Annotated in this window: 23 protein-coding genes; 18 read left to right on the forward strand and 5 right to left on the reverse strand. The window is 28.7% G+C overall.

The window, feature by feature from the left end:
- Positions 1-91: 91 nt before the first annotated feature.
- From OCU47_RS01925 to OCU47_RS01970, 10 genes are all read left to right on the forward strand, one after another.
- Complete coding sequence (locus OCU47_RS01925) at positions 92-1,837, forward strand: DUF262 domain-containing protein (RefSeq protein WP_261826908.1); 1,746 nt, start codon at positions 92-94, stop codon at positions 1,835-1,837.
- 265 nt (positions 1,838-2,102) lie between these two features.
- Positions 2,103-2,576, forward strand: coding sequence for a GNAT family N-acetyltransferase (locus OCU47_RS01930; protein ID WP_261826909.1), 474 nt, complete (start codon positions 2,103-2,105; stop codon positions 2,574-2,576).
- A gap of 101 nt (positions 2,577-2,677) precedes the next feature.
- The gene (locus tag OCU47_RS01935; protein ID WP_261826910.1) at positions 2,678-3,901 is read left to right on the forward strand and encodes an EAL and HDOD domain-containing protein; all 1,224 of its coding nucleotides are present in this window, start codon (positions 2,678-2,680) and stop codon (positions 3,899-3,901) included.
- A gap of 65 nt (positions 3,902-3,966) precedes the next feature.
- Entirely contained in the window at positions 3,967-4,923 is a 957-nt protein-coding gene (locus OCU47_RS01940; protein WP_261826911.1) for a M28 family peptidase, read from the forward strand.
- Positions 4,924-5,022: 99 nt separating this feature from the next.
- Complete coding sequence (gene lexA, locus OCU47_RS01945) at positions 5,023-6,459, forward strand: transcriptional repressor LexA (protein WP_261826912.1); 1,437 nt, start codon at positions 5,023-5,025, stop codon at positions 6,457-6,459.
- Between the two features lie 71 nt (positions 6,460-6,530).
- Positions 6,531-7,445, forward strand: coding sequence for a 3'-5' exonuclease (locus OCU47_RS01950; RefSeq protein ID WP_261826913.1), 915 nt, complete (start codon positions 6,531-6,533; stop codon positions 7,443-7,445).
- 38 nt (positions 7,446-7,483) lie between these two features.
- Positions 7,484-7,909 carry a CBS domain-containing protein gene (locus OCU47_RS01955; protein ID WP_261826914.1) on the forward strand — a complete coding sequence of 142 codons (426 nt, stop codon included), beginning with the start codon at positions 7,484-7,486 and terminating at the stop codon, positions 7,907-7,909.
- Between the two features lie 219 nt (positions 7,910-8,128).
- A complete protein-coding gene (gene wsfD / locus OCU47_RS01960; protein WP_261826915.1) occupies positions 8,129-9,622 on the forward strand; it encodes a glycan biosynthesis hexose transferase WsfD in 1,494 nt (497 codons plus the stop codon).
- A 471-nt stretch (positions 9,623-10,093) separates the two neighbouring features.
- A complete protein-coding gene (locus OCU47_RS01965; RefSeq protein ID WP_261826916.1) occupies positions 10,094-10,672 on the forward strand; it encodes a zinc dependent phospholipase C family protein in 579 nt (192 codons plus the stop codon).
- Positions 10,673-11,361: 689 nt separating this feature from the next.
- Positions 11,362-12,549: a pyridoxal phosphate-dependent aminotransferase gene (locus OCU47_RS01970; protein WP_261826917.1), complete on the forward strand. Its 1,188-nt coding sequence runs from the start codon at positions 11,362-11,364 to the stop codon at positions 12,547-12,549.
- Between the two features lie 159 nt (positions 12,550-12,708).
- Here OCU47_RS01970 and OCU47_RS01975 read toward each other — a convergent pair whose 3' ends face one another.
- The 3 genes from OCU47_RS01975 to OCU47_RS01985 are packed head-to-tail and all read right to left on the reverse strand — an operon-like array spanning position 12,709 to position 14,618.
- On the reverse strand, positions 12,709-13,371 hold the full coding sequence (locus OCU47_RS01975) for a DUF1292 domain-containing protein (protein WP_261826918.1): 663 nt from the start codon (positions 13,369-13,371) through the stop codon (positions 12,709-12,711).
- 21 nt (positions 13,372-13,392) lie between these two features.
- The gene (locus tag OCU47_RS01980) at positions 13,393-14,049 is read right to left on the reverse strand and encodes a PspA/IM30 family protein (protein WP_261826919.1); all 657 of its coding nucleotides are present in this window, start codon (positions 14,047-14,049) and stop codon (positions 13,393-13,395) included.
- 14 nt (positions 14,050-14,063) lie between these two features.
- A complete protein-coding gene (locus OCU47_RS01985; RefSeq protein ID WP_261826920.1) occupies positions 14,064-14,618 on the reverse strand; it encodes a hypothetical protein in 555 nt (184 codons plus the stop codon).
- A 366-nt stretch (positions 14,619-14,984) separates the two neighbouring features.
- On the opposite strand from OCU47_RS01985, the gene rpsA reads away from it, so the two are divergent.
- Together rpsA and OCU47_RS01995 are read left to right on the forward strand one after the other, a co-directional pair.
- On the forward strand, positions 14,985-16,157 hold the full coding sequence (rpsA, locus tag OCU47_RS01990) for a 30S ribosomal protein S1 (RefSeq protein ID WP_261826921.1): 1,173 nt from the start codon (positions 14,985-14,987) through the stop codon (positions 16,155-16,157).
- Positions 16,158-16,238: 81 nt separating this feature from the next.
- The gene (locus tag OCU47_RS01995; RefSeq protein WP_261826922.1) at positions 16,239-16,760 is read left to right on the forward strand and encodes a tetratricopeptide repeat protein; all 522 of its coding nucleotides are present in this window, start codon (positions 16,239-16,241) and stop codon (positions 16,758-16,760) included.
- A gap of 172 nt (positions 16,761-16,932) precedes the next feature.
- On the opposite strand, the gene pyk is transcribed toward OCU47_RS01995, so the two are convergent.
- Entirely contained in the window at positions 16,933-18,351 is a 1,419-nt protein-coding gene (gene pyk, locus OCU47_RS02000; RefSeq protein ID WP_261826923.1) for a pyruvate kinase, read from the reverse strand.
- A gap of 396 nt (positions 18,352-18,747) precedes the next feature.
- Here pyk and OCU47_RS02005 point away from each other — a divergent pair, with 396 nt between their 5' ends.
- The 6 genes from OCU47_RS02005 to OCU47_RS02030 all read left to right on the forward strand — a co-directional run bounded on the left by OCU47_RS02005 (position 18,748) and on the right by OCU47_RS02030 (position 22,072).
- Complete coding sequence (locus OCU47_RS02005; protein WP_261826924.1) at positions 18,748-19,041, forward strand: hypothetical protein; 294 nt, start codon at positions 18,748-18,750, stop codon at positions 19,039-19,041.
- Between the two features lie 156 nt (positions 19,042-19,197).
- A complete protein-coding gene (locus tag OCU47_RS02010; protein WP_261826925.1) occupies positions 19,198-19,623 on the forward strand; it encodes a hypothetical protein in 426 nt (141 codons plus the stop codon).
- A gap of 198 nt (positions 19,624-19,821) precedes the next feature.
- Positions 19,822-20,235: a hypothetical protein gene (locus OCU47_RS02015; protein ID WP_261826926.1), complete on the forward strand. Its 414-nt coding sequence runs from the start codon at positions 19,822-19,824 to the stop codon at positions 20,233-20,235.
- Between the two features lie 12 nt (positions 20,236-20,247).
- Entirely contained in the window at positions 20,248-20,697 is a 450-nt protein-coding gene (locus OCU47_RS02020) for a hypothetical protein (protein WP_261826927.1), read from the forward strand.
- A gap of 108 nt (positions 20,698-20,805) precedes the next feature.
- Complete coding sequence (locus OCU47_RS02025) at positions 20,806-21,528, forward strand: endonuclease V (protein WP_261826928.1); 723 nt, start codon at positions 20,806-20,808, stop codon at positions 21,526-21,528.
- 88 nt (positions 21,529-21,616) lie between these two features.
- Positions 21,617-22,072 (forward strand): hypothetical protein, encoded by a 456-nt coding sequence (locus OCU47_RS02030; protein WP_261826929.1) that lies wholly within the window; start codon positions 21,617-21,619, stop codon positions 22,070-22,072.
- Positions 22,073-22,247: 175 nt separating this feature from the next.
- Here OCU47_RS02030 and OCU47_RS02035 read toward each other — a convergent pair whose 3' ends face one another.
- Entirely contained in the window at positions 22,248-23,351 is a 1,104-nt protein-coding gene (locus OCU47_RS02035; protein ID WP_261826930.1) for an early set domain-containing protein, read from the reverse strand.
- Positions 23,352-23,649 lie beyond the last annotated feature (298 nt).

Genomic DNA, 23,649 nt, shown 5'->3' on the forward strand with positions numbered 1-23,649 from the left:
TTGTTTTGGCCAAAAGAAGAAGGAAATATGGGGAAGATGATGCCTTAGTGGAGTAGTCTTATCCCATATTTAATTTTAGGAGGAAAGAATTTTGTTTACCGAAAAGATAAAAGCAAAAGAGTATTATGTAAAAGATTTATTTAGTGACAAGTTTTTGTTTGAGATTCCAGATTATCAGAGAGCATATTCTTGGACACGCGAAAACTTAAATCAGTTGATTGATGACATAGAAGATTCTATAGAAAATAATAAAGATCAATATGGTGAGAAATTTGAAAATTATGAACCATATTTTATAGGTAGCATAGTTTTATGCTCAAAGGAATTTAAGGATGATGGATCAGGATTATATGATGTTATTGATGGACAACAAAGATTAACTTCAATAATAATGTTAATTGCTACAATGAGAGATCTAGTAGAAAATAAAGAATATAAAAAGGTTTTATCTTCTTTAATTTATCAAAAGCCTAACGACTTAATGGGAGTAAAGGAAAGTATACGTGTAAAAGTTAGAGGCAAGGAACTAGACTTTTTTAAAGAGTACATATTATCAGAAGGTGGAACGGCTAATATTTTAGAAGTGGACAATTCTGAACTTGAAGATGCAAAAATAAATATGCTTACAGCAGTGAAAGTATTTAGATCTAGATTTTTTGATGAAAATGAAGAATTATTATTTGATAAATTAAATAAATTTATAAGATATTTACTTCAAAAAGTAATACTAGTAGTAATAACTACAGATTCATTTGCTTCAGCATTTAGATTATTTAATGTTATAAATGCTAGAGGATTACCACTTACCAATGCAGATTTATTAAAAAGTGAAAATTTAAGAGTTATAGATGAAAAAGTAAGAATTAAGTATACAGATATATGGGAAACAGATGAAGGTGAGCTTGGAAAAGAAGATATGGAAATGCTTATTAGCTTTATGAGGACTATGAAGCTTAATAGAAAAGCAAATTCAACTGTATATGAAGAATTTAACAAAAAAATATTTGTTGCTGAGCCAGAGTATAGAGGTGAAAAATTCATAGAGCATCTTCACAGTATTAAAGAAATATATATTCAATACATATTGGAAGGCAAGATTAGCGTAGAAAATAAGGAAGATGAAATATACTATAAAAATTTAATAACAGTTATGAAGGATTTCTTATCTTTTGATGAATGGATAACAGCTGTAATTAAGTTTATTGAGAAGTATAAAGAAGATAAATTAGTACTAGACTTTGTTAAAGCACTTGAAAAGAGAATTGTGATAGATTGGGTAAATGGAAATTCATTTGCTGATAGACTGGCGAGAATTTATAGAATTCTTGAGACTATAGATAAATGTGAAAAAGGAACTGATGTAATTAAATCAGATGTATTTATAGGGGATATAGAAAGAACTTCAAGCTATTTTGCAAATTCTTTAGATGATATAGAATTCTATAGTAAGGGCAGAATGATGATTCCTAAGTATATATTAATTAGATTAGACATGGAACTTAGAAAGAAAGAAAACTTACAATATAGTAATAAGGTTATGCTAGAGCATATCTTACCTAGAAATGCCAAAGAAGCTTATTGGACAGCTAATTTTACAGTGGAGCAAAGAAGAAATTGGGCTAATAAATTAGGTAATCTAGTAATTATTACAGGTGCAAAGAACAGCAAAATTAATAACAAGGCTTTTGCTGAAAAGATAGAAAATTACATTTCAAAGAAAAGTGAGTTTGCAATTACAGATGAAATTAAAGTACTAAAGGATTGGAATATGCAAGCTATAAAAGATAGGCAAGAATCTTTAGTTGAAAGATGTAAAGAGTTATTTACTAAGTTTTAATTTAAATTGTATTGTAGAGCTGAAAATAGTCAGCTCTATTTCTTTTACAAATGCAGCTGAAATGGTATTTGAGCTAAACTATTAAAATATAATTAGTTCTATATTAAATTGGTTTGAAGAATTATTAGGATTAAGAACAAAAAGTTCACAGAATACTTGCGAATAAATAGTGATAAACTAGATTTATTTAGGTAAATAGATATGGTATAATTTAATAAAAAATAAGAGTTTCTTTGCAATATAAAATGAGAGATGGTGAGATTAGATGCAAAAAGATATAAATATTAGAACAATTGAAAATGGGGAAGAATACTTAGTGGGAGAGCTAATTGTAGATTGTTTTAATAAGTATATTGCTACTGACTATTCAACAGAAGGAATAAAAGAGTTTTTAAAATATGTTGATGGCAACAGAATAAGGGAGAGAGTATCTAACAATTATTTTATGTTGATTGCAATGAATAGAGATAGAATTGTCGGAACTATAGAAGTAAAAGATTTTAATCACATTTCTCTTCTGTTTGCAGGAGATGGATACAAAAAAATTGGTATAGCGCATAAGCTTATAGATGAGGCCATACTTAAATGCCAATATTATAACAAAGGAATTCAGTGTATTTCTGCGAATTCTGCTCCGTGTTCAATTAAGTTCTATAATGATTTAGGATTTAATTCAGTGGAGGAAGAAAAAACGGTTCATGGCATAAGATTTACATTAATGGAACTAGAGGTAAAGTAGCTCTATTAAAATAATATAATAATTTAATGAATAGTACTGCTTTTCACGCATCTATACTTAATCTATATTAATATATTTTGTAAAAATAGATAGTTTGGGGGATGGTTATTATCAATATTTTTTTAGCACGGCAGGCTATATATGATAGATCACAAAATATAATTGCATATGAGATGTTATTTAGAAATTCTGACATAAATCAATTTGATTTAATTTCAAATGAATATAATGAGGATGATGCAACCCTAAAACTTATATCAAACTGCTCAACTATAGGTTTTAGAGAATTAACAAGTGATAAAAAAGCATTTATAAACTTTACTGAAGGAATATTGCTTAATGATATTCCAACCATTTTACCTAAAGATGTGGTCGTTATAGAAATACTAGAGAATGTAAATCCTATTCCTGAAGTTATTGAAAGTATGAAACAGCTAAAACAAAAAGGGTATGTTTTAGCATTAGATGATGTAGTATATAGTACAAGATATAAAGAATTCGGAGATTTAATTGACATATATAAGATCGATTTTATTGATACAAACAAATTGCAAAGAAAATTACTATTAGATAAAATAAGAAAAGTGAATCCAAAAGCAAAATTTCTAGCTGAAAAAATAGAAGATGAAGAGACATATAAAGAAGCTGCAAAAAATTTATTCACGTATTTTCAAGGATATTATTTTAGTAGACCTGTTATGATATCTGGCAAAGATATACCTATAAGAGAAGCTTGTTGTTTTAACGTTATGTTGGAGCTTATGAAAGATGAATTTGATATAGATGTAGTTGAAAAAATGATAGAATTAGATGTAGCTATGAGTTATAAGCTTATGAAGTTTTTAAATTCTGCAAAGTTTTCATTTAGACAAAGAATCTCGTCTTTAAGGCAAGCTATAGTTATCTTAGGTAAAAATGAATTAAGAAAGTGGATTTCAGTTATTGCAGTAAGTAATATAATTAGTGATAATAATGAAGAGTTTATTAGTCAAACACTAATAAGAGCGAGGTTTTGTGAACTAATTGCACAGAATATTGAAGAAGAAAAAAATAAGGCATTTATAGTAGGCCTATTTTCTAGCATAGATACTTATTTGGATATGGATATGAGGGATGTTCTAAGAGATTTACCATTAGATGTAGATATAAAAGATGCATTAACAGGTGAAAAAAATACATTGAATGATATATTGGTTCTTGTAAAGGCATATGAAAATATGGATTTTGAAGAAGTAGGGAGATTATTAGAAGAATTGAAATTGGATTCAATTATATTACCCGAATTATTTATAGATTCCATTGAGTGGTCAAATAAGATAGTGTGATTATGAATAATTAGCATTATTTTGAACAAAATTAGTCATAGGTTTTATTTAGAGGAGATTAGTTTATGAAAAAACAGATAAATTGGGTAGTGGTAGTGGCTTTAATAATGGTGGCAGTATCTACTCTTACCTTTGGATGGAAGATAAACGAAAATAAAGATCAGTATGTTGAAAATAGTAATATTGAAACTACTTTAAGAAATAATATGAACAAATTTTCAGGTGAATTTACCATTAGAAATACAAAGAATATAGCAAACTTGAATAATTCAAGAGATTACATTATGAATCAATTTAAAAAGTGTGGATATGAAATAAAGGTTCAACAATTTGACAATGAAGGTGTAAATGTATCTAATATTATTGCTATAAAGAAGGGAAGCAGACAAAGTTCCGGCACAATAGTTGTAGGTGCTCCATATTTTAGTGGAAATAGGCCTTCAGTAGACGCTTCAGATACTGGTATTTCTGCCATATTAACCATTGCAGATCAGATGAAGAATTTAAGCTGCACTTACGATATAGAGTTTGTTGCTTTTGCAAATTCTGAAAAACCATATACTTCATCTGAAAATATAGGAAGCAAAATATATGTAAATAGCATTAAAGATAAGCAAAGTAATATAAAAGGTGCTGTGATTTTAGATTGTATTGGATATTATACTAATACTATTCTCACTCAAAGATATCCTTTTATGGGAGTAGGGTATCCGAACAAGGGGAATTTTTTAGCAGCCATGGGAGATAGTAATTCTAAGAGCTTCAATGATGATTTTGTTGCCAAATTTAAGAAAAAATCAAGTTTCCCAATAGTTCAAACTAATTCTAACAAGATTTTAGGAGCAAGTAAGGAAGATAATTATTCATTTTGGCAAGCAAAAATTCCAGCAGTGCTGCTAACAGATACAGGAATTTATAGATATGAAGATTTGTACACAAAAAGAGATACAAAAGACAAGTTGAATTATAAAGCCATGAGTGAGATAATTAATAATATTACAAGTAGTTTAAGTAATTATTAAGGATAAAATGCACTAATTGAAATATATAATCGATACTAAAACATAAATAGAGAGGAAGAGTACCACAAAAGTAAAATTTTTTTGGTTTAGGTAGGAAAAATGGAATTAGGAAAAGGTCAAAAAAGATTTTTAAAGTCTAAGACTATGGGAGTTCAAGTCCTTAAGGGAAATCTTAATACAGGAAAAACTACCATAGCAGTTGATAAGATGATAATTTTTGAAAACAATTATTGCTTATATGATGAAGATAGTATTCTTTATGTAACCTCTGACTCAAATAGATGTGACGAATTAAGGAAACTCTATAAAAAAATAAATGATGCAAAAGCTTATGAGGTAATGACTTTATTTTCAACCAATAAAAATAGAATTAAGGTACTTACAAAAGCAGAACTTATAGAAATGTATGCTAAGACATATATCAAGGAGCAAAGAATGAGCCTTAGAATAGCGTCAGAGGAAGAAAGGCTAGATATTTTAAGGAATATTCTAAGTGCAAATATAGAAAAATATAAGAAATCTAAATTGCTTAAAAAAATAACTTTAGAGTTCCTTTTAGAAGAAATTCATTGGATTAAATCTTCTTGCTTTGAGGAAGAAGAATACTTAAATATAGAGCGAAAAGGCAGAAGCAAGAGAATAAAAAAGAATGCAATATCAAGAAAAGCTATATTCGATATGATGCTGCAGTATTCAGAGGGATTAGCATATGAAGGCTTAATGGATGAATATGATTATACAATATATGCGATAAGAGCATTAAAAAAGTATAGACAAACTAGTACCCATATATTTTTAGATGATTCTGAAACATTAAGAAGGGGTGAAATTAAGTTTATTAAAATGCTTAATGCCCAAAAGCCTTACTCAAATTTTATAGTTATTATAAATACAAATACAGGAGATATTAAGGATGCTTGGTTCAAAAAGGGAGTGAATTTTAATTCTGTTTTTGGAGATACAAGCAAAGTTAGAACCTATTTACTGAAGGACAAGTTTTCTGCAAAGAATAATTCTAAGTTCTTAGAAAAGTTTAAGTTTGTAGATTTAAAACATAAGAATACTATGGAATTTATGAGGGATTCGTCTGATGTAGAAGGAAAGCTTATAAGTTATACTGATAAAGATACAGAAGATATATATGAAGGCAATGAGCAGTTTGAAATACCAGTTTTCTCAGATATAGCTGCTGGTGAACCAATTTTAATGAGCTCTCAAATGGAAAGTACATTTATGTTGCCTAATGATTGGATAAGAGACAAAAAGGAGCTGTTTCTTTTGCATGTAAAGGGAGACAGTATGAAGAATGCAGATATATTAGATGGAGATTTCATATTAATCAAACGTCAATCTACTGCAAATCATAATGATATTATAGCTGCTGATATAGATGGAAGTGCAACACTTAAAAGGTTGAAGCTTTCAGAAGAACCAGTATTAATGCCGGAAAATCCTATGTACAGTCCAATACATATTAAAAATAAAAACGTAAATATATTAGGGGTAGCTGTAGGTATATTAAAGAAAAATATTTAACTTCTTAGGTGAAATCCTCTCCAACATATGTCATAATAGTTATATGACATATGTTGGAGAGGATATATTTTATGGGGTATGTAATTATAGATTTAGAATTTAATAATTTAGCTGGTATTACAAAATATTATCCAAGCTTTTATATTGATAATCCGGAGCTTAAGGATATTGATTTTGATAATGAAATAATAGAAATAGGAGCTGTAAAGCTTGATAGAAATATAAACCCAATAGATAATCTTAAGGTTTTTATTAAGCCAACAGTTTTTAAGCGTATTAATCCTAAAATTACAGAAATAACTCACATTACAGAGGATATGCTTGTTAATGGGGTTAGCTTTGAAGAAGGGATGGATAAGCTTAGAAATTTTATTGGTGAAGATGATATCTTGTGTTCTTGGGCCAAGGATGATGTGGCTGAACTTATTAAAAATGCTAGATATCATAATTATGGGGTAATATCCTGGATTAATGAGTATATAGATATACAGGAATATGCCACTAAAGTATTGGGAAAAAAGAAATCCTTAGGTTTAAAGAATGCAGTTGACCAGTTAAGAATCAGTGTGGAAAATAAAAAGCTGCATGATGCTTTATATGATTCTATTTGTACAGCTAAAGTTTTTAAGAGATTATTTAATTCAAGGATAATAAAAGATTATATTTATAAGGAGATATATAAGACTCCAGTATTTGTGGCACATAATTTAGAAAATCATAAAATTAATGAAGAAGATGTAGATATAAAATGCCCACATTGTAAATGTAATCTATTAGTGGAAAAAGAATTTAGATTTTTTGGATGGAGATTTATAGGAATGTATTATTGTCCAAAATGTAAAAGTAAAGTACTTAAAGAAATTGTTATTAAGCAAACATTAGAAGGAAAAGAAATCTATAACGAGTTTAATACAATCTTGGATGATATACAATATCTTAACTACACATATAAGTTTGAAAAGAGTTCAAAAAATGATAGAATATAAGTGGCCCAAATAGTTTTAAAGGTAGGTATGAATTAAATATGAATGTAGCTTTTTTTTTAACACCTAAAAATGAAGTCGTATATGAAACAATAGATGCAACTATGAGACAAGTTATAGAGAGAATGGAACAGCATGGATATACAGCTATTCCGCTTATAGATAAGAATGGAAAGTACATTGGTACTTTAACAGAGGGAGATATTCTTTGGAAACTCAAAAATACTCCTGATTTAAATTTCAAAAACACTAATACAGTAACAGTTAAAGATATAACAAGAAAGGTTAATCATAAACCAGTAGCTATTAGTGCTAATATTGAAAGTTTGATAACGTTGGCAGTATCACAGAATTTTGTTCCTGTAGTAGATGATGATAATACCTTTATAGGAATTATTAAAAGAAGTGATATAATAGATTATTGCTACAAGACCTTAAGAAAGAACAATCTATTAAAAGAAGCATAGAAATAATAAATATATAAACTATATAGAATTGAAATATGAAACTTGCTATACACAATATGTGTATAGCAAGTTTTTTATTCTTTAAGAAATTGTATTTGCATGTGATTTTTTTTGCATTCAGTAAATTAATAGAAAAGTAAGAAAAAATTAAGAATTCATCGTGGAAATATTTTCTGGTTAATGCTATAATTTATTGTCAGAAAATGTTAGGAGGAAACTATGAAAAGAAGATTTTTAAACATTTTAAAAAAGATAAAAGAGGACAGGCTTATAGAAACTATATTTGTTGTTGCTTTAGCTGGAATATTGATATATTCGCTTTTTTGCGATCCGATAATAGGGAAATGTGATAATGGAGATTTTGAAAGAATGTATGGTTTAGGTGGACTATACAATACAGGAAAGAGCTATGATGAAATTTTTGATTATAGAGTACATAGGTTCTATTTAGTAAATAGGCTTACCTTATTGCAACCTTGGGGTCCAAACTGGGTATTTGGAGTTCTTATTGCTAAGATTTGTGTATTTTTAACTTTGCCTATTACTGCAGACATAAATCAATTATTTAATTTGAGTTATCAGACAATAGTGTATGCTTCACTTTTTGTTATAGCAATGTTAGAAATAATGAAATATAACAAAATATCAAAACCAATTAAAGTAGTTTTAGGTATATATATAATTTTATTTTTTACTGATTTTAATTATATTTCTTATTTTAATTCATTCTTTGGAGAAGCTGCTACTACTGTGTTTTTCTTCTTATTCATAGGGGTAACACTTAACCTAATAGCCAGAGAAAAACCTAAGAAGTGGCATATGATAGTTTTCTTTATAAGTTCAGCAGCTTTTTTAACATCAAAAACTCAACAATTACCACTTTTGATATTCATGATAATAATATTTATAAGCATATATTATTATTACAAGGAATTCAGAAAGCTTACTTTAATTGCAGCATTGATAATTGTAAATCTTTGTGGAATTGTTTATATATCAATAAATAATCACACTAATATGAATAATATGTATCAGGCAGTGTTTGATGGAATATTAGTTGGTTCTAAAACTCCAGAGAAGGATTTAGAGGAGTTGGGTATTGATAAAAAATATGCTTACTTAAGAAACTATGGTTTTTACAGCAAAGATAATCCTGTAGATACTGTCGGTGAAATAATGAAAAATGATGTATATAGTAAAATGAGTTCAATGAAGGTACTTGTGTTCTATTTAAAGCATCCTGATAGAATGTGGGAGAAAATTGAATGCTCTGCTAAATATGCTTATGATTTTTTTGAAGTTGAACCATCAAACTTTGAGAAGGGAAAGGATTGGAGCGGAAAATGGGTGAATACATTTAGAGTCCATTTGGCTAAGCAAACTCCACAAATTCATAAAAATGTGTTTGTATTTTTGGTCTTTTCAATACTGTATTTTATAATATGTTTATGGTATCTAATAAAAGATAAACGAAGAGAATCTAGGTTATTATCACTACTGTGTATATTTATTTTAGCAACAGGAGCATCTCAAGCCGTGTTACCTATTATAGGCTCAGGGAGAGCAGATTTGGGCAAGCATATTTATCTTATGAATCTTTCTTATGACATAATGTTTGGAGTAGCTTTAATTTGGATTTTAAGCAATATAGGAAAATTAATAGGGAAAACAAATCTTTTTAAAAGAACAAATAGAGATATAAATTCTAAATAATATTATTTGTAAGTTCAGTTGTTTTTTTGTTTTGAAAAATTCAACAATTAACACTTTTAATATTCATGTTAGTGATATATATAGGAATATACTATTATTATAAGGAGTTTAGAAAGGTTATAATAATAGCTTCAATAATTATTATTCTTCTATGTACAGCTGTATATTTTTCTATTGATAGTTATACTAATATGAACAATAAGTATCAAGCTATATTTAGAGGAATACTTATAGATTCTAAAACTCCAGAAAGAGATTTAGAGGAGTTGGGTATAGATAAAAATACGAGAATCTTAAAGACTTTGGTATGGATTTTAGAGAACATAAGAAAATTAGTCTTTACTAAACTGATTGTTACAAGTTACCAATACTATTTGCATTGACATTGGGAAATAATAATACTAAGATGAAGTTACAGATAGTAATAGCATGAAGTACAGAGGAAGATTAATTTGAAAGGGGTTAAGAGGATTGCTAACAAAGACTCATAGAATGATAGCAAGTAATATAATTGTAAATATTTCTACAGGAAACAAGGATATTATAGATGAGAAGAATTTTATTAAAGGCAACTTAAAACCTGATAATATTTCTATGTATAAGCTAAAGAAACATTATAAAGATGAGAGTTTTGCAATGATTATTTCAAAGATACATTTTTTGTCCTCGCTTTCCAAACAAGAAATACTAACTACCTATGGTAAAAAAAGATTTAATCAAGAACTTGGAGTAGTATGTCATTTTTTATGTGATTATTTTTGTATGGCTCATCATGAGAGATGGGAGTTCAAAAATAAATTCAAGAGACATGTTCAATATGAGGTCGTATTAGGAAGAATGGCTGAAAACTATAGATACAATTCTTATAAAAATATGAATATAGATATAGCAAAGGTTGCTGATTTTATTAATGCAATGCTAATTGAATATAACACAGTTAAAGGGTTTGAGGCAGATATAATATTTGCTCAATATGTATGTAATTCAGTAGTAAATACAGTGCTACAAAGAGTAAAAGTAAATACAGCTTTTGGAGCATTAGCTGTATAGAAAAATAAATATGGAATGATAGTTTAAAGTGGATATCATAAAATGCGAATAGTGGATTTTAGGTATTCGCTTATTTTTTTGTAGTAATGGTGTGGTAAGGGAAAATTTTATACAGCTCCAGAAAAATAGTTCCATTTAATATTGAGAGAGGTAAAATCTATAAGTTGGGAATAAATTTAAATATAATTCACTAAGCAGATTTTTTATAAAGAGTAGTATTAAGAAGAGATATATAGGTCATATATAATACTGTGAATGCATATGGTACTATTCCACTTAAATGTTGGTAGAATATTGTAGGACTTTTGTAGCTTGTCCGTAAGTTTTTTTGTCGAAATATTGTAACTTGTCCACCAACATTTTGATGGAATACTTACATAGGGGATTTAATCTAATACATAGGACTAGAGTTCTTGTATAGATTGAATTTGCTAATATTGAAATAGGATTTGAATTAAGTAGCTGGACTCTGTATATGGATTTTAGTAAAACTTATAGCGTTTATGCAAAACTTGTTTTCGAGAAAATGATACAACTTCAATGTATAGAAATATAGGAATTGAGGGTATAGATATGCTAGCAGCATATAAATCTTGGATTAGTGGCAGAGTAAATAACAACATATGTATAAAATTAAAAAAAAGTGTGTTAATATATATATAATAAAAATTATGATTGGGGGCTATCATATGATATCAGAAAGAATGAAGGATCTTGTAGCAGGCAGTTCTGCAATAAGAGCTATGTTTGAGGAAGGTAAAAGATTATCAGCTATATACGGAGAAGAAAACGTATTTGATTTTAGTTTAGGTAATCCAAATGTAGAACCACCAAAGCGCGTTAAGGAATCTATTATAGAGATTTTATCAGAAGAATCACCTAATTTAATTCATGGATATATGAATAACTCAGGTTATGATGATGTAAGAGAGACTATAGCTGAATTTAACAGTAAAAAGTACAATGTTCAGTTATCAGAAAAAAACATAGTTATGACTTGTGGAGCAGCAGGTGGACTGAACATAATCTTTAAGAGCTTAATGAATGTTGGAGATGAAGTTTTAGTTTTTGCACCATTCTTTGGGGAATACAGAGCATATACAAATAATTATGATGGAGTACTTAAAGTAGTAGCTCCAAATAAAGAAACTTTTGAACCAGATTTAAAAGAGTTTGAAGAAAAGATAACAGCAAAAACTAAAATAGTAATAATAAACTCACCTAATAATCCAACAGGAGTGGTTTATTCTTCTGAAACATTAACTAAAATAGCAGAAATACTTAATAGAAAATCTGTAGAATTTAACACTAGTATATATCTTATTTCTGATGAGCCATATAGAGAGATTGCATATGATGGCATTGAGATTCCATATATATTAAAGTACTACAAGAACTCATTTGTAGGCTATTCTTATAGTAAATCTTTATCTTTGCCTGGAGAAAGAATAGGATATATTGTAGCTAATAGTGAGATGGATGATTTTGATACAATAATGAAGGCTTTGAATGTAGCAAACAGAGTTTTAGGGTTTGTAAATGCACCTTCTTTATTCCAAAGAGTTGTGGCAAGAAATCTAGATTCTGAGGTTGATGTAGAAGTTTATAAGAAAAATAGAGATGTGCTATACAATCATCTTGTAAGCTTAGGATTTTCATGTGTGAAGCCTCAGGGAGCATTTTACTTATTCCCAAAATCATTAATAGAAGATGATAAAGCTTTCTGTGATGCAGCAAAGGAATTTAATTTATTATTAGTGCCAGGTTCTGCTTTTGGATGTCCAGGATATTTTAGAATTGCATACTGTGTTTCTTTTGAAAAGATTGAAAAATCATTAGAAGCTTTTACAAAGCTTGCAGATAAGTTTAAGAAATAAAGAAAGTATAAATTACTGAAAATTAGGATTTTCAATAATATTAAAATTTACTTACACAAGATTATATAGTCTATTATCTAGAAAAATAGGACATATGGATACAAGTATTTAATGTATCCGTATGTCCTTATATTATACTTAAATATTTATATTATTAATCTAAATCTGTTGAAAATTTTCGGCAATATAATCAAATTCTTCAGGATCAGATATTTCACCATACTGATCTTCAGAAATTCCAGGATAGTAGTAAAGAATGAATTTATCTTCTTTATCCCAAAGGTTTTCAATGATTATATATTGTCTATCTAGCTGGCAATCTTGTAATGTTGCTAAGACTTTATACTTTGATTCTCTACCTGTATTATTGTTAGTAAGATCTAAAGTAAAGCTATCATGTAGAGTTATATTTAATTTCTCATGATCACAAGTCTTAATGTATGAACCTTCTCTACAACCTGTGCAAGAATTGAACTTACAATCATCATTAACACAGTTTAAGCAAGCACAAGAGCTGCAATTCTTTAATTGAGCAAAAGTATTTTTGTTGTCTGCTTTGTAGCTCTTAAGCAAATCTTGATATTTATTTTTGTCTGCAAATAAACCACCTAGAAAGCCTGATTTTTTTGAAAGTTCTAATTCAGAAGATTCTAAAAGATCAATGTATTTTTTTAATACGTCCTTTTTACTATTATATCTTCTAAGTCTTAATGTTTTCTCAGAGAGGAAAGGTGCTACATTGTCGATAGCATAGTTGATATCAACGTATACTTTTCCCCAGATATCTTTTTCAGATTTTATAAATTCTAAATCATTTGACATAAGGCTTCATCCTAACTATAATTATTCAGTCTTTTTATATTTTTGAAGTTCTAAATCTAGGTCTACATCTCCACCAAGAGAATCAAATTCTGCTTCTAAGCTGTCAACTTCTCTTAATTCGCCTAAACCTTCAGCAAGAGCTTCTTTTCTTTGAATCTTTCTTTCGATATCATCTAATTGAATTGAATTTTGTTTAGTTTTAACGTTAGCTAGTATTTCATTAACTTGCTTTGAAGCATCAGCGTTGTTAGATCTAGCAGCGGCTTCATCTCTGTAGCTTCTAGTCTTTTCAATTTCATCTTCTAATGCTTTTAAGTTCTTTTTGATTAATTCTGCTTTTTGAGCAGCATCTGCATGACTAGTTTTTAAAGATTCAATCTTCTTGTCAGCATCTAATTTTCTTTGAAGAGCTCTCTTAGCTAAGTCTTCATTCCCTTTTGCTAATGCAAGCTTTACTTTTTCATCATAATCTTTAGATTCTTTTTCAGCTATAGTTATTTTTTTCTCAATTTCATGAACATTTCCTAAAATTTGTGCTGAAGAAAGTTTAGCTTTGCTCAAGCTTTCTTCCATGTCTCTAATTTTTTGATCCAATAATTGAATTGGATTCTCCATGTCATCTAAAGTATCATTTACCTTTGCCTTTACCATGTTTGATAATCTGTTGATAATTCCCATAAATCATTCCTCCATTATTTTCTTCTCATATATTTTTTAATAAGATTTATTAAGATTATTATTATTATAAATAATATAATCACTTTGAAAACTGAGCCTATTAGGCTGCCACCACCGTATCCATAACCACCATAATATGACGATCTACCAAATGGGATTGGAATTGGTATCGGTATAAATGAGTGTTTTGTAGAATAGCTTCCATTGTTGTTGTAGTTTGAACTATTGCTGCCTGATCCCCAGAAACTACTACTATTATTGTTTTTAGAATTTGAAAAGCCTCCTGATTTAAAGCCACTAGAGGATGAGCCACTAGACTTACTTGAACTACCAGAGAAACTACCTGATTTAAATCCGCTTGAGGAAGACTTTGAACTTGAACTTCCAAAAGAACTAGATTTAAATCCACTTGATGATGATCTTGAACTCCCCTTAGCATATGCTACAGAGGGGTTACCTGTATTTCCAAAGATATTTGGAATATCTATAGAAAAACAAGAAGTTAAAAACATTAAGGTCAGTATAAGCGTAAATACAAAGCGCTTTTTGTTAAACTTAATTTTGCACACCCCCTAGAACTAAATCCATGAATTTATTATATAGTATAAATTACCTCTTTACAAGTATAAAAATAACCTATATCGTTATAAATTTTACTGTTTATAAGAAGTTAGATGCATACAATAAGAATAAACTCTTGATATCTTCATTTTACTTTAATTTTTAACTCTTTAAGGGTTATTTAATAACTCTTAAAGAAATTTTACGAATATTTTTATTTTGCTAATACAATTATACCATGTTTTGGGTAGTATCATAACTTGAAAACTTTAAGAAAATATTAATAATTAGTTTTAAATAACTTGTTAAGATAGAGCCGCTGGGGTAAAATAATTTTATGTAAAGCATTTAGCATATGATTAGGAGTGATATATATGGAAGAAAATCAAGAATTAGAACAAGAATTAGCAATGGAAGATGTATTAAAGAATTATGACTTCAAAAAAATCCACACAGGAGAGATAATCAAAGGTAGCGTTTTAAAAGTTACTAATGATGAAGTTATAGTGAATATAAATTATTTTTCAGATGGAATCATAAATAAGGATGAACTTTCATTTGAAAGCGATGTTAATCCTTTTGATGTAGTTAAAGAAGGAGACGAAATATCAGTTAAAATTATAAGTACTGATGATGGAGAAGGAAATGTAGTTTTATCTAAGAAACAAGCAGATGAAGCTTCAATATGGGATTCAGTAGATGATGCTAAAAAAGAAGGAAAAACAGTAGTAGTTAAAGTTAAATCTGAAACTAAGGGTGGACTTATTGCAAGTTACAAAGGACTAAGAGTATTTATTCCAGGATCTCAAGCAGCTGCTAGAAGAATTGAATTAAACACTTTAGTAGGTCAAGAACTTGAAGTTAAGCTAACAGAATGTGATAAGGTTAAAAAGAATATAGTAGCTTCAAGAAGAGTTATAGAAGAAGCTGAAATAGAAGCAAAGAAAAATGAACTATGGTCTGGATTAACAGTAGGAGAAAAGAGAGAAGGAAAGGTAACAAGACTTGCTAAGTTTGGTGCTTTCGTTGATATCGGAGGAGTAGAAGGACTTGTTCACGTATCAGATTTATCTTGGAAGAGAGTAAACAATCCAGAAGAAGTAGTTTCAGTTGGTGATACTGTAAATGTATTTATTCAATCTGTTGATAGAGAAAAGAATAGATTATCCTTAGCTTTAAAGGATGTTGCAACAAATCCATGGACTCTAGTAGAATCTAAAATGAAGACAGGAGATGTAGTTGAAGGTAAAGTACTTAAATTCACTACTTTTGGAGCTTTTGTAGAAGTAGCAGATGGAGTTGAAGGTCTTGTTCATTTAAGCGAAATAAGCGACGAAAATATAGCTAAGCCATCAGAAGTACTTGAAATTGGTCAAACAGTTAAGGTAAAAGTTCTTAGCATAGATGCAGCAAACCATAAAATGAGCTTAAGCATAAAAGATGCTGTAGAAAAATCAAAAGAATACTTACAATACACTGATAATGAAGAAGAATCAACTTTAGGAGACTTATTAAAAGATAAATTATCAGGAGTAAAATTTGAATAAGGCATTTGAAAATAAATAACAAGTCACAATGTGCGACGGATATTTATTTTTTGAAGATGCCTAAGTAATTGGAATATATAGATGATAGAAGAAATTAGTAAACCCAAATATCTTAAAAAGAAAAATAAGCCTTTAAGGATACTTATTTCAATAGGTTTGATGTATCTTATGTTTTGTATAATGAATCCGTTTCTTTTAATAATAAGTCCAATTTATATTTGGTATGTGGTAAAAGCTATAAAGAATAATAAAGATAGCGAAAATATATTAATTGATGAAGCTATAGATCTATATTATTCTAAGAAATTTGAACAAAGCTTAGAATGCTGCAATTCACTTGATGAAAGAAAAGATGAAGAACAAGTTAGACTTCTAAAAGCTCTAAACTTCTTCATGCTTGGTGATAAAAAGGAGTTTGCAGAAATAATCTTGTCAATCAATAATAAAGATTTAGAAGCTGATGCTGATATTCAAATAAAATTAGGAGAAGCATTAGAAGAACTAGGAGAATTGGATAAAGCTAATAAGGTTTATAAAAGGCTGGTAGAAGTTTTTCCAAAAAGCAAGTATTTGCAAGAGAAAGTTGCAAGCTTAAATTCTTAACAATTAAAATTAATAACCTTAAGTAATAAAAGGGAATGTAGACAAATTTGTAAAAAGCCAATCTATCTACATTCCCTTAAATAATTTTAGCAACTGTTTTTACTATAAAGAAAAGGCTGTCTAGAGGAGAAAGAAAATGTTTATCCTTTAAGACAGCCTATTTTAATGCATATTATACTTTTTCGATTTTGAACATATTAGTTCCACCAGTGTGAGAAGTTGGCATTCCGGCAGCAACTATTATTGTATCGTCAGTTTTAGCTATATCCAATTTCTTAACTACATTTTTAGCTTCATTGATGATTTCATCAGTAGTGTGGAACTCAGCACAAAGTTGAGGTATAACACCAAAGTTTAAAGATAATTGTCTTTGAACCTTTTCGGAAGCAGTTATAGCAACTATTGGGCATTTAGTTCTGTACTTAGATAATACTCTAGCTGTAGCACCACTTTGAGTAGCAGCTACTATAGCTTTAGTAGGAAGCTTAATTGTAGTTTTAGCAGCTGAATAACTTATAGCATCTGCATAGTGAGATAAGCTTGGTTCACGAAGTTTGTTTATCATATATTCATAATCTAAATTAGCTTCAGTTTCCAAAGAAATCTTGCTCATTGTTCTTGCTGATTCAAGTGGGTAGTTACCAGAAGCACTTTCACCAGAAAGCATTACTGCATCAGTACCATCAAAGATAGCATTGCAGATATCACAAGCTTCAGCTCTTGTAGGTCTAGAATTTCTTATCATAGAATCAAGCATTTGAGTAGCTGTAATTACTACCTTACCTGCAGCATTACACTTCTTTATTATCTTCTTTTGGATTATAGGAACTTTCTCAATAGGAATTTCGATTCCCATATCTCCTCTTGCTACCATGATAGCATCTGTAGCTTCAAGAATTGAATCAACGTTATCAACGCCTTCTTGACTTTCGATTTTAGCTATTATTCTTATATTCTCTCCACCATTTTGTTTCAAGAATTCTCTTATTTCTGTAATGTCTTCAGCCTTTCTTATGAAAGAAGCTGCTACAAAATCTACATCCATCTTGCAACCAAAGGCTAAGTCTTCTTTATCTTTTTCAGTTATAGCAGGTAAATCAATCTTTAAGTTTGGAATGTTAACTCCCTTATGATTTTTAATAGTACCGCCTATCACAACTGTGGTATGAATTTCGGTTCCTTCGACATATGTAACCTTAAATTCCAATAATCCGTCATCAACTAGGATAGTATCATTAGGTTTTATATCTTTACATAGTTTAGTATAGGAAATAGAGCAATGCTTGTTATCTCCTAGGATTTCTTCACCACAGCTGAATATAAATTCATCACCTTCATTTAAAGTGGCTTCATCTCCTGAAAAATTATGTGTTCTTATTTTGGGACCTTTAATATCTAATACAATGGCAACTGGTTTGTCTAATTCTGTTCTTAATTTCTTTATTAAGTCTATTTTTTGTTTGTGTGTTTCTTGAGTACCATGAGAGCAATTAAGTCTAGCAGCGCTCATACCAATGTTCATAAGTTCTCTAAGTGTTTCTTCATTATCACTAGCAGGACCAATTGTAAAAATCATTTTTGTTTTTTGCATAATATCACCCCATAAAATAAGTATTTTAAAAAGAATAAATTTTATTCCTAGTAATATTTATAGTGTACACTAAGTGAAAAGGTTTTGGAAGTGGAGGGAGAGAATAAAATGTTAAGGCATATAAAAGCAAATAGGCTTATATGATAGTCTATTTGACTGGTTATTTTCAGATGGCTAACGATTAATTAAGTAAAAAACAGTTATTAGTAGGTATGAACAGTAAGCTTGAATTAGCACCTTGAATGTATAGAGTTTTTATAAAAAATATAGGTAATTGTTTACATGATTAAGAAATCTAGATACAATTGAAATATATGTAAAAGTAATAATTTTAAAACTCGTTGAAACTAATATAAAATAAATGCATATTGAGAAATAGAAAAAGGAGTTTAGATTATGCTTATTGAGATAATTAATTTTATAAAGGAAGTTTTAAAAGAATTTGGAGATATAATTGAATTGATTGATATTACAGAGCAGTTAGGCCACAAAGTTGATAAAGTTGAAATAGTTATATCAAGTAATAATTTTATGGGTTCTATCTCTATATATAGTAATAATGTTTATGATTTTTTAGCAGTAGAAGTGAATAATGAAGAAATTATGCTAAATTCCAATAATAGTTGCGAAGACTTTGAAGACCTAAAATGTAAAGTTAAATATGAACTTCGTAAATTTTCAAAGTTATAATTAGGAGAAAAAAATGAGGTAATAAATAAAAGTATAAGTTCAATATTGGTAAAGGAAAGGCTATTACTCAATACACTATAGAAACTAATGGAAAGCAGGTCATTTACTATTAAAAGACTGAAAATTTAATAATAGAAAATGGAGAGTAAATATAAGATGATAGATGATAGTAAAGTATACGATATATATGATAAGTTTGGAGTTGAAGATAATGTAGTGATAATTGAACAATTTACCAAGATAATAAGCGATAATGAAACTTCAAATATTGTGAAATCAAAAGCGTATTGTGGTATGGGAGATTTGATAATCTTTTTTGATCCATTTTCTAGAGAGGATGGAGGGTATGGATATTATAAAAAAGCATTAGAATATGATCCAAATAACTTAGTTGCAAGAATAGGAATCTGTATAGTTTTTGATGCATATCCTGAACCATATTCAGAAATTGTTCCTGAGAAGGAATATTTGGAGAATTTAGCTATATTGCTAGATAAGTTTTATGAAATAGATGAAAGTAATAAGAAAAATGTAATTCAATTAATGAAGAGTTTTGTGCAAAATAGATTGGAGAGTATATAAAGCTATAAAAGAATTTAGTGGGACAAATGATTTTATAATGAACAAAAAGATGCCTTTCTTATGATGGATGGATATATAAAGCCTTTAGATTCAGAATTAACGTTTTAACAATAGGGGGCAGATATAAAAATGAAAATTCAAATGATATTAAATAAAAATATATGATGAGATTAAGGAATTTTCAGAGGAGTAGCTAATATGTATGAAAAGTTAAACCAATATCTATTTAATTCATCGTTAGGAGACTATTGGTATGATGAAGGTAATATAATTGCTACAGATATTTTAAAGAAATTTAGTGAAAGTGATTGGGAAAAGCTATTAGATGACATCTCCTCGAAGTCTATAGAGTGGCAAATTCAGTTTGCATATTGTGCCCCTGAAATCAATAATGAATTTTTAATAAGAAGTTTGATTCTACTTGCTAGCATTGATAATGATGAGTTGTTTAAAACATGTATTGATACTCTTAGAGTAATTATAAATTTGGATAATAAATTAATAATAGCAAGTGATAAAGCAATGTTAGAAAGAATAGAAAAAATACTTAAAAAATGTGATAATGCTACACGAATAGTATTTGAGGATTTTGTTGCCAAATTACAAAAATGAGGGGATAGAAAAGTGTTAAAATCAGAATTTAAGAATGTCTTGTTAAAAATAGACTTCTCCAAAAGAGCTGAAAAGCTTACTCAAGAGCATTCTTTTGATAGAGATAATACATTTGAAGACTATGATAACAATGAAATCATAATGGCATTCAGCGATATTGGATATAAAGCTAAATATGATAAAAATGAAAATTTTTTTAAAGTTACTGAGAGTGTGTTGAATTATAGAATTCAGGTTCATGCATGTTTAAAATATGGTTTTATAGAATTAGGTTGGTATTTGTTTAGTCAAGATAAATATTATGATGGAGATACATGGTCTAGTATTAAACGAGAACTAGATGGAGAAGAAAACCTGTTGAGAGATCTAGTTTTTCATAATTATGAAGAGTTAAAAGAAATATTAAAGGAAGTATTTTCAATGTATGAAGATTTTAAAAGAGAATTATGTAGCTTAGGGTGAAGTACACATTAAAAAGTAATGTTATATAATTATTATAGAATAAATAGAAAAAATTTTAAAATAACAATTAGTAAATATAAAGTTAGAAAGGAATAGAAAGAGGATAATATGGAGATAAAAGAAGTTCACAGTTTTGATATTTATACAGAACCTGAGTTTATAGAAGTACAGAATACACTGCAAGAACAAATTGTGCTAAAGAATTCTTTTAATAAGGATAATATTAATTTAGTTGCAGGAGTTGATTTAGCTTATTGGGAAGAAGGAAATAAGCAGTATGGAACCTGTTGTATAGTTGTTATTGATTATAATACCAAAGAGGTAGTTGAAAAAGTTAATAGTGTAGGGGAGATAAAAGTGCCATATATACCTGGATTTTTAGCATTCAGAGAATTGCCTTTAGTTATTGAAGCTTCAAAAAAATTAGTAGTGGAACCGGATATATTTATTTTTGATGGGAACGGATATCTACATTTTAATCATATGGGAATAGCTACACATGCATCATTTTTCTTAAACAAGCCTACTATAGGAGTTGCAAAAAGTTATTTAAAGATTAATGGAGTGGATTTTAATACTCCAGAAAATGAAGAAGGCTCATATACGGATATTATAATAAACGGAGAAGTATATGGTAGAACTCTTAGAACAAGAAAGGATGTAAAGCCTATATTTGTATCATGCGGAAATAATGTTGATTTAGAAACTTCTATAGAAATAGTACTAAACTTAGTTAACAATGAAAGTAGAGTACCAATTCCAACTAGATTAGCTGATTTAGAAACACATAGAATGAGAACTGTGTATAAAGATGGGAAACTAGTTAAGTGAAAAATTGAGACTAAGAAAGTCAGATAGTAAAAATGATTCAAAGCAAAAAAGGTAGATTTTAAATTTTTAGAGAAGAAGAGTGATTTAAATGAATTATAATGTTATATATTCTGTTAATTATTTCAATATGCCCATAATTGTATATATAACTTTAGTTATAACTATATCTATTGTAGTGTTTCTTATTCGTAAGCACAAAGATATAGAAAATCGGAATATAATAAGAGGGGTTATACCTCCTGGAGTTCTTGTTGGGATATTTGCTATAGCAAGTTTATATTCTTATTTAAATAATATACATTCATTGAAAAATGGGAACTATAACGTTATAGAAGGAAAAGTAGAAAGTTTTTCTCCAGCAGCATCTAGCTATAAAGGCATTGAATCATTCCAAGTTGACTCGAAAACATTCGAGTATTCCAATTCATCTATTAATGGAGGATTAAATCACTCGGTTTTTAATATTGAAGGCATGAAAAATGGGAGTATGGTAAGGATATGTTATAGAAATGATGCAATTCTAAGGCTTGAAGTTAGAAAATAACATAGCTCGATTACATTTCATAGAAGGATGTCATTGTATAGAGGTGCTATTCCTCATACAATGACATTTGCTTGTCCAAAAATATAAAGTAATTTGTTTGATTATTTTTAGAACAGCAATATTAAGTAAATGATAATAAATCAACGTATGCTGCCTTGTTTGATATTTTTTCTAATTAGTCAGGTATTACCCTTATAAGAGGAGAGTTAACACCACTTCCTATATCAACTCTAAAGATATATGTGCCAGAATTATAAACCTTTAGATGTATATTTGGAGGATTATTTCCGTTACTCATAAATGTTTGTACAGTTGAATGATTGTAAGAGATATTAGATATAGGGGATATAGGATTTGAACTATACAATCCAAAGTTATATTTTGACCAGTTTTGATCAGCTACCTTGAATTCATACTCTCCATTATTTTTTGAGCTATCTAGGTATACCTTAGTTTCAAATACTCCATTTCCATTGTAGGTGAATTGATTATTAGCTTCCCAGTTATTGAAAGAGCCTCTTAAATATATAGGAGCTAAAATTGGATTTGGTATGTCCACCCCTTTTTGAAGTGTGTTTATCATATCCTGAGTTAGATATCTAGTGTGAATTGTTTGAAGTGCCAATTCAGGATATTGTTGAGATTCATAGGCATTTTTTAAGGCTGTAAAGGTAGAAGAAGTTATTGCGCCAGGCAATACAGGGGATAGTTGTTTTTCAATCTGACCTTTATCTTCAAATTCGTATACAAGAATTTCAGGTAGGTTACTTTGAAGAATTTTATTATCTATATCTTCTTCAGAAGGATTTGTACCGCATAGTGGTCTAAAATAATTTCTTAAGAATTGTCTGTAAGTTAAGTCTATAACAATATGTTTTATACTGCCATCTGACATTTTTGCTCTTAGAAGATTATATTCATGACCAGAATACATTTGAGAGTCCATTCTTGTTTCAACATAAATTCCGTTATCAATTAAAATTTTTTGAAAAACAATACTTGATACTCCGCAGCTTCCGTATCGTAACATATAAGCTTCATCTTTGCATTGTAAGTCTTTTATTTCTTTTACCATTTTTATGATTTGTGCTTTGTTGCTTTGAAATATAGTATTAATCTTTTGTTTGATTTCATCTATACTATTGTATTTTAAATCTACAGCAGTACTAGATACGTTAGATTGCTTAGGTACATTAGTGGTATTAGCTTTAGCAGTTATATTTAAAGCTGAGCTTGATACAAAAGTTAAAGCTAATACAAGTGTTAATAATCTTTTCATAAATACCCTCCATTTGATTAATAAAATTTTATAAAGCAGAAGCCTTTGAGAGCATCATACTTTTCAAGAATATTATACCATTGTATGAAAATGTGCTCAAATAATCAGTGGCACATTGTAAAATTAATATGCGTTAAATATAATACAGTTGTATTAATCTAGAGTGAAAATATTAAAGCCTAAGAAAAGCTTTAATATGTAAGAGAATTCTTTATATAAATTTTGAATTCAAATAATAGCCAAACAAATTGTATAAAGTGGTCAATATGGTATAATGATTCATATGATATAGAATAAA

The organism is Clostridium sp. TW13 (genome assembly GCF_024345225.1).
Lineage (GTDB): Bacteria > Bacillota > Clostridia > Clostridiales > Clostridiaceae > Inconstantimicrobium > Inconstantimicrobium mannanitabidum.

Bases quoted from the DNA above. Each gene is read 5' to 3' on its own strand.
- OCU47_RS01930 (WP_261826909.1), top strand. From the start codon at position 2,103: ATGCAAAAAGATATAAATATTAGAACAATTGAAAATGGGGAAGAATAC.
- rpsA (WP_261826921.1), top strand. From the start codon at position 14,985: ATGGAAGAAAATCAAGAATTAGAACAAGAATTAGCAATGGAAGATGTA.
- OCU47_RS01935 (WP_261826910.1), top strand. From the start codon at position 2,678: ATGGTTATTATCAATATTTTTTTAGCACGGCAGGCTATATATGATAGA.
- OCU47_RS02035 (WP_261826930.1), bottom strand. From the start codon at position 23,351: ATGAAAAGATTATTAACACTTGTATTAGCTTTAACTTTTGTATCAAGC.
- OCU47_RS02025 (WP_261826928.1), top strand. From the start codon at position 20,806: ATGGAGATAAAAGAAGTTCACAGTTTTGATATTTATACAGAACCTGAG.
- OCU47_RS02030 (WP_261826929.1), top strand. From the start codon at position 21,617: ATGAATTATAATGTTATATATTCTGTTAATTATTTCAATATGCCCATA.
- lexA (WP_261826912.1), top strand. From the start codon at position 5,023: ATGGAATTAGGAAAAGGTCAAAAAAGATTTTTAAAGTCTAAGACTATG.
- OCU47_RS01995 (WP_261826922.1), top strand. From the start codon at position 16,239: ATGATAGAAGAAATTAGTAAACCCAAATATCTTAAAAAGAAAAATAAG.
- OCU47_RS02010 (WP_261826925.1), top strand. From the start codon at position 19,198: ATGATAGATGATAGTAAAGTATACGATATATATGATAAGTTTGGAGTT.
- pyk (WP_261826923.1), bottom strand. From the start codon at position 18,351: ATGCAAAAAACAAAAATGATTTTTACAATTGGTCCTGCTAGTGATAAT.
- OCU47_RS02005 (WP_261826924.1), top strand. From the start codon at position 18,748: ATGCTTATTGAGATAATTAATTTTATAAAGGAAGTTTTAAAAGAATTT.
- OCU47_RS01950 (WP_261826913.1), top strand. From the start codon at position 6,531: ATGGGGTATGTAATTATAGATTTAGAATTTAATAATTTAGCTGGTATT.
- OCU47_RS01940 (WP_261826911.1), top strand. From the start codon at position 3,967: ATGAAAAAACAGATAAATTGGGTAGTGGTAGTGGCTTTAATAATGGTG.
- wsfD (WP_261826915.1), top strand. From the start codon at position 8,129: ATGAAAAGAAGATTTTTAAACATTTTAAAAAAGATAAAAGAGGACAGG.
- OCU47_RS01980 (WP_261826919.1), bottom strand. From the start codon at position 14,049: ATGGGAATTATCAACAGATTATCAAACATGGTAAAGGCAAAGGTAAAT.
- OCU47_RS01970 (WP_261826917.1), top strand. From the start codon at position 11,362: ATGATATCAGAAAGAATGAAGGATCTTGTAGCAGGCAGTTCTGCAATA.
- OCU47_RS01955 (WP_261826914.1), top strand. From the start codon at position 7,484: ATGAATGTAGCTTTTTTTTTAACACCTAAAAATGAAGTCGTATATGAA.
- OCU47_RS01975 (WP_261826918.1), bottom strand. From the start codon at position 13,371: ATGTCAAATGATTTAGAATTTATAAAATCTGAAAAAGATATCTGGGGA.
- OCU47_RS02015 (WP_261826926.1), top strand. From the start codon at position 19,822: ATGTATGAAAAGTTAAACCAATATCTATTTAATTCATCGTTAGGAGAC.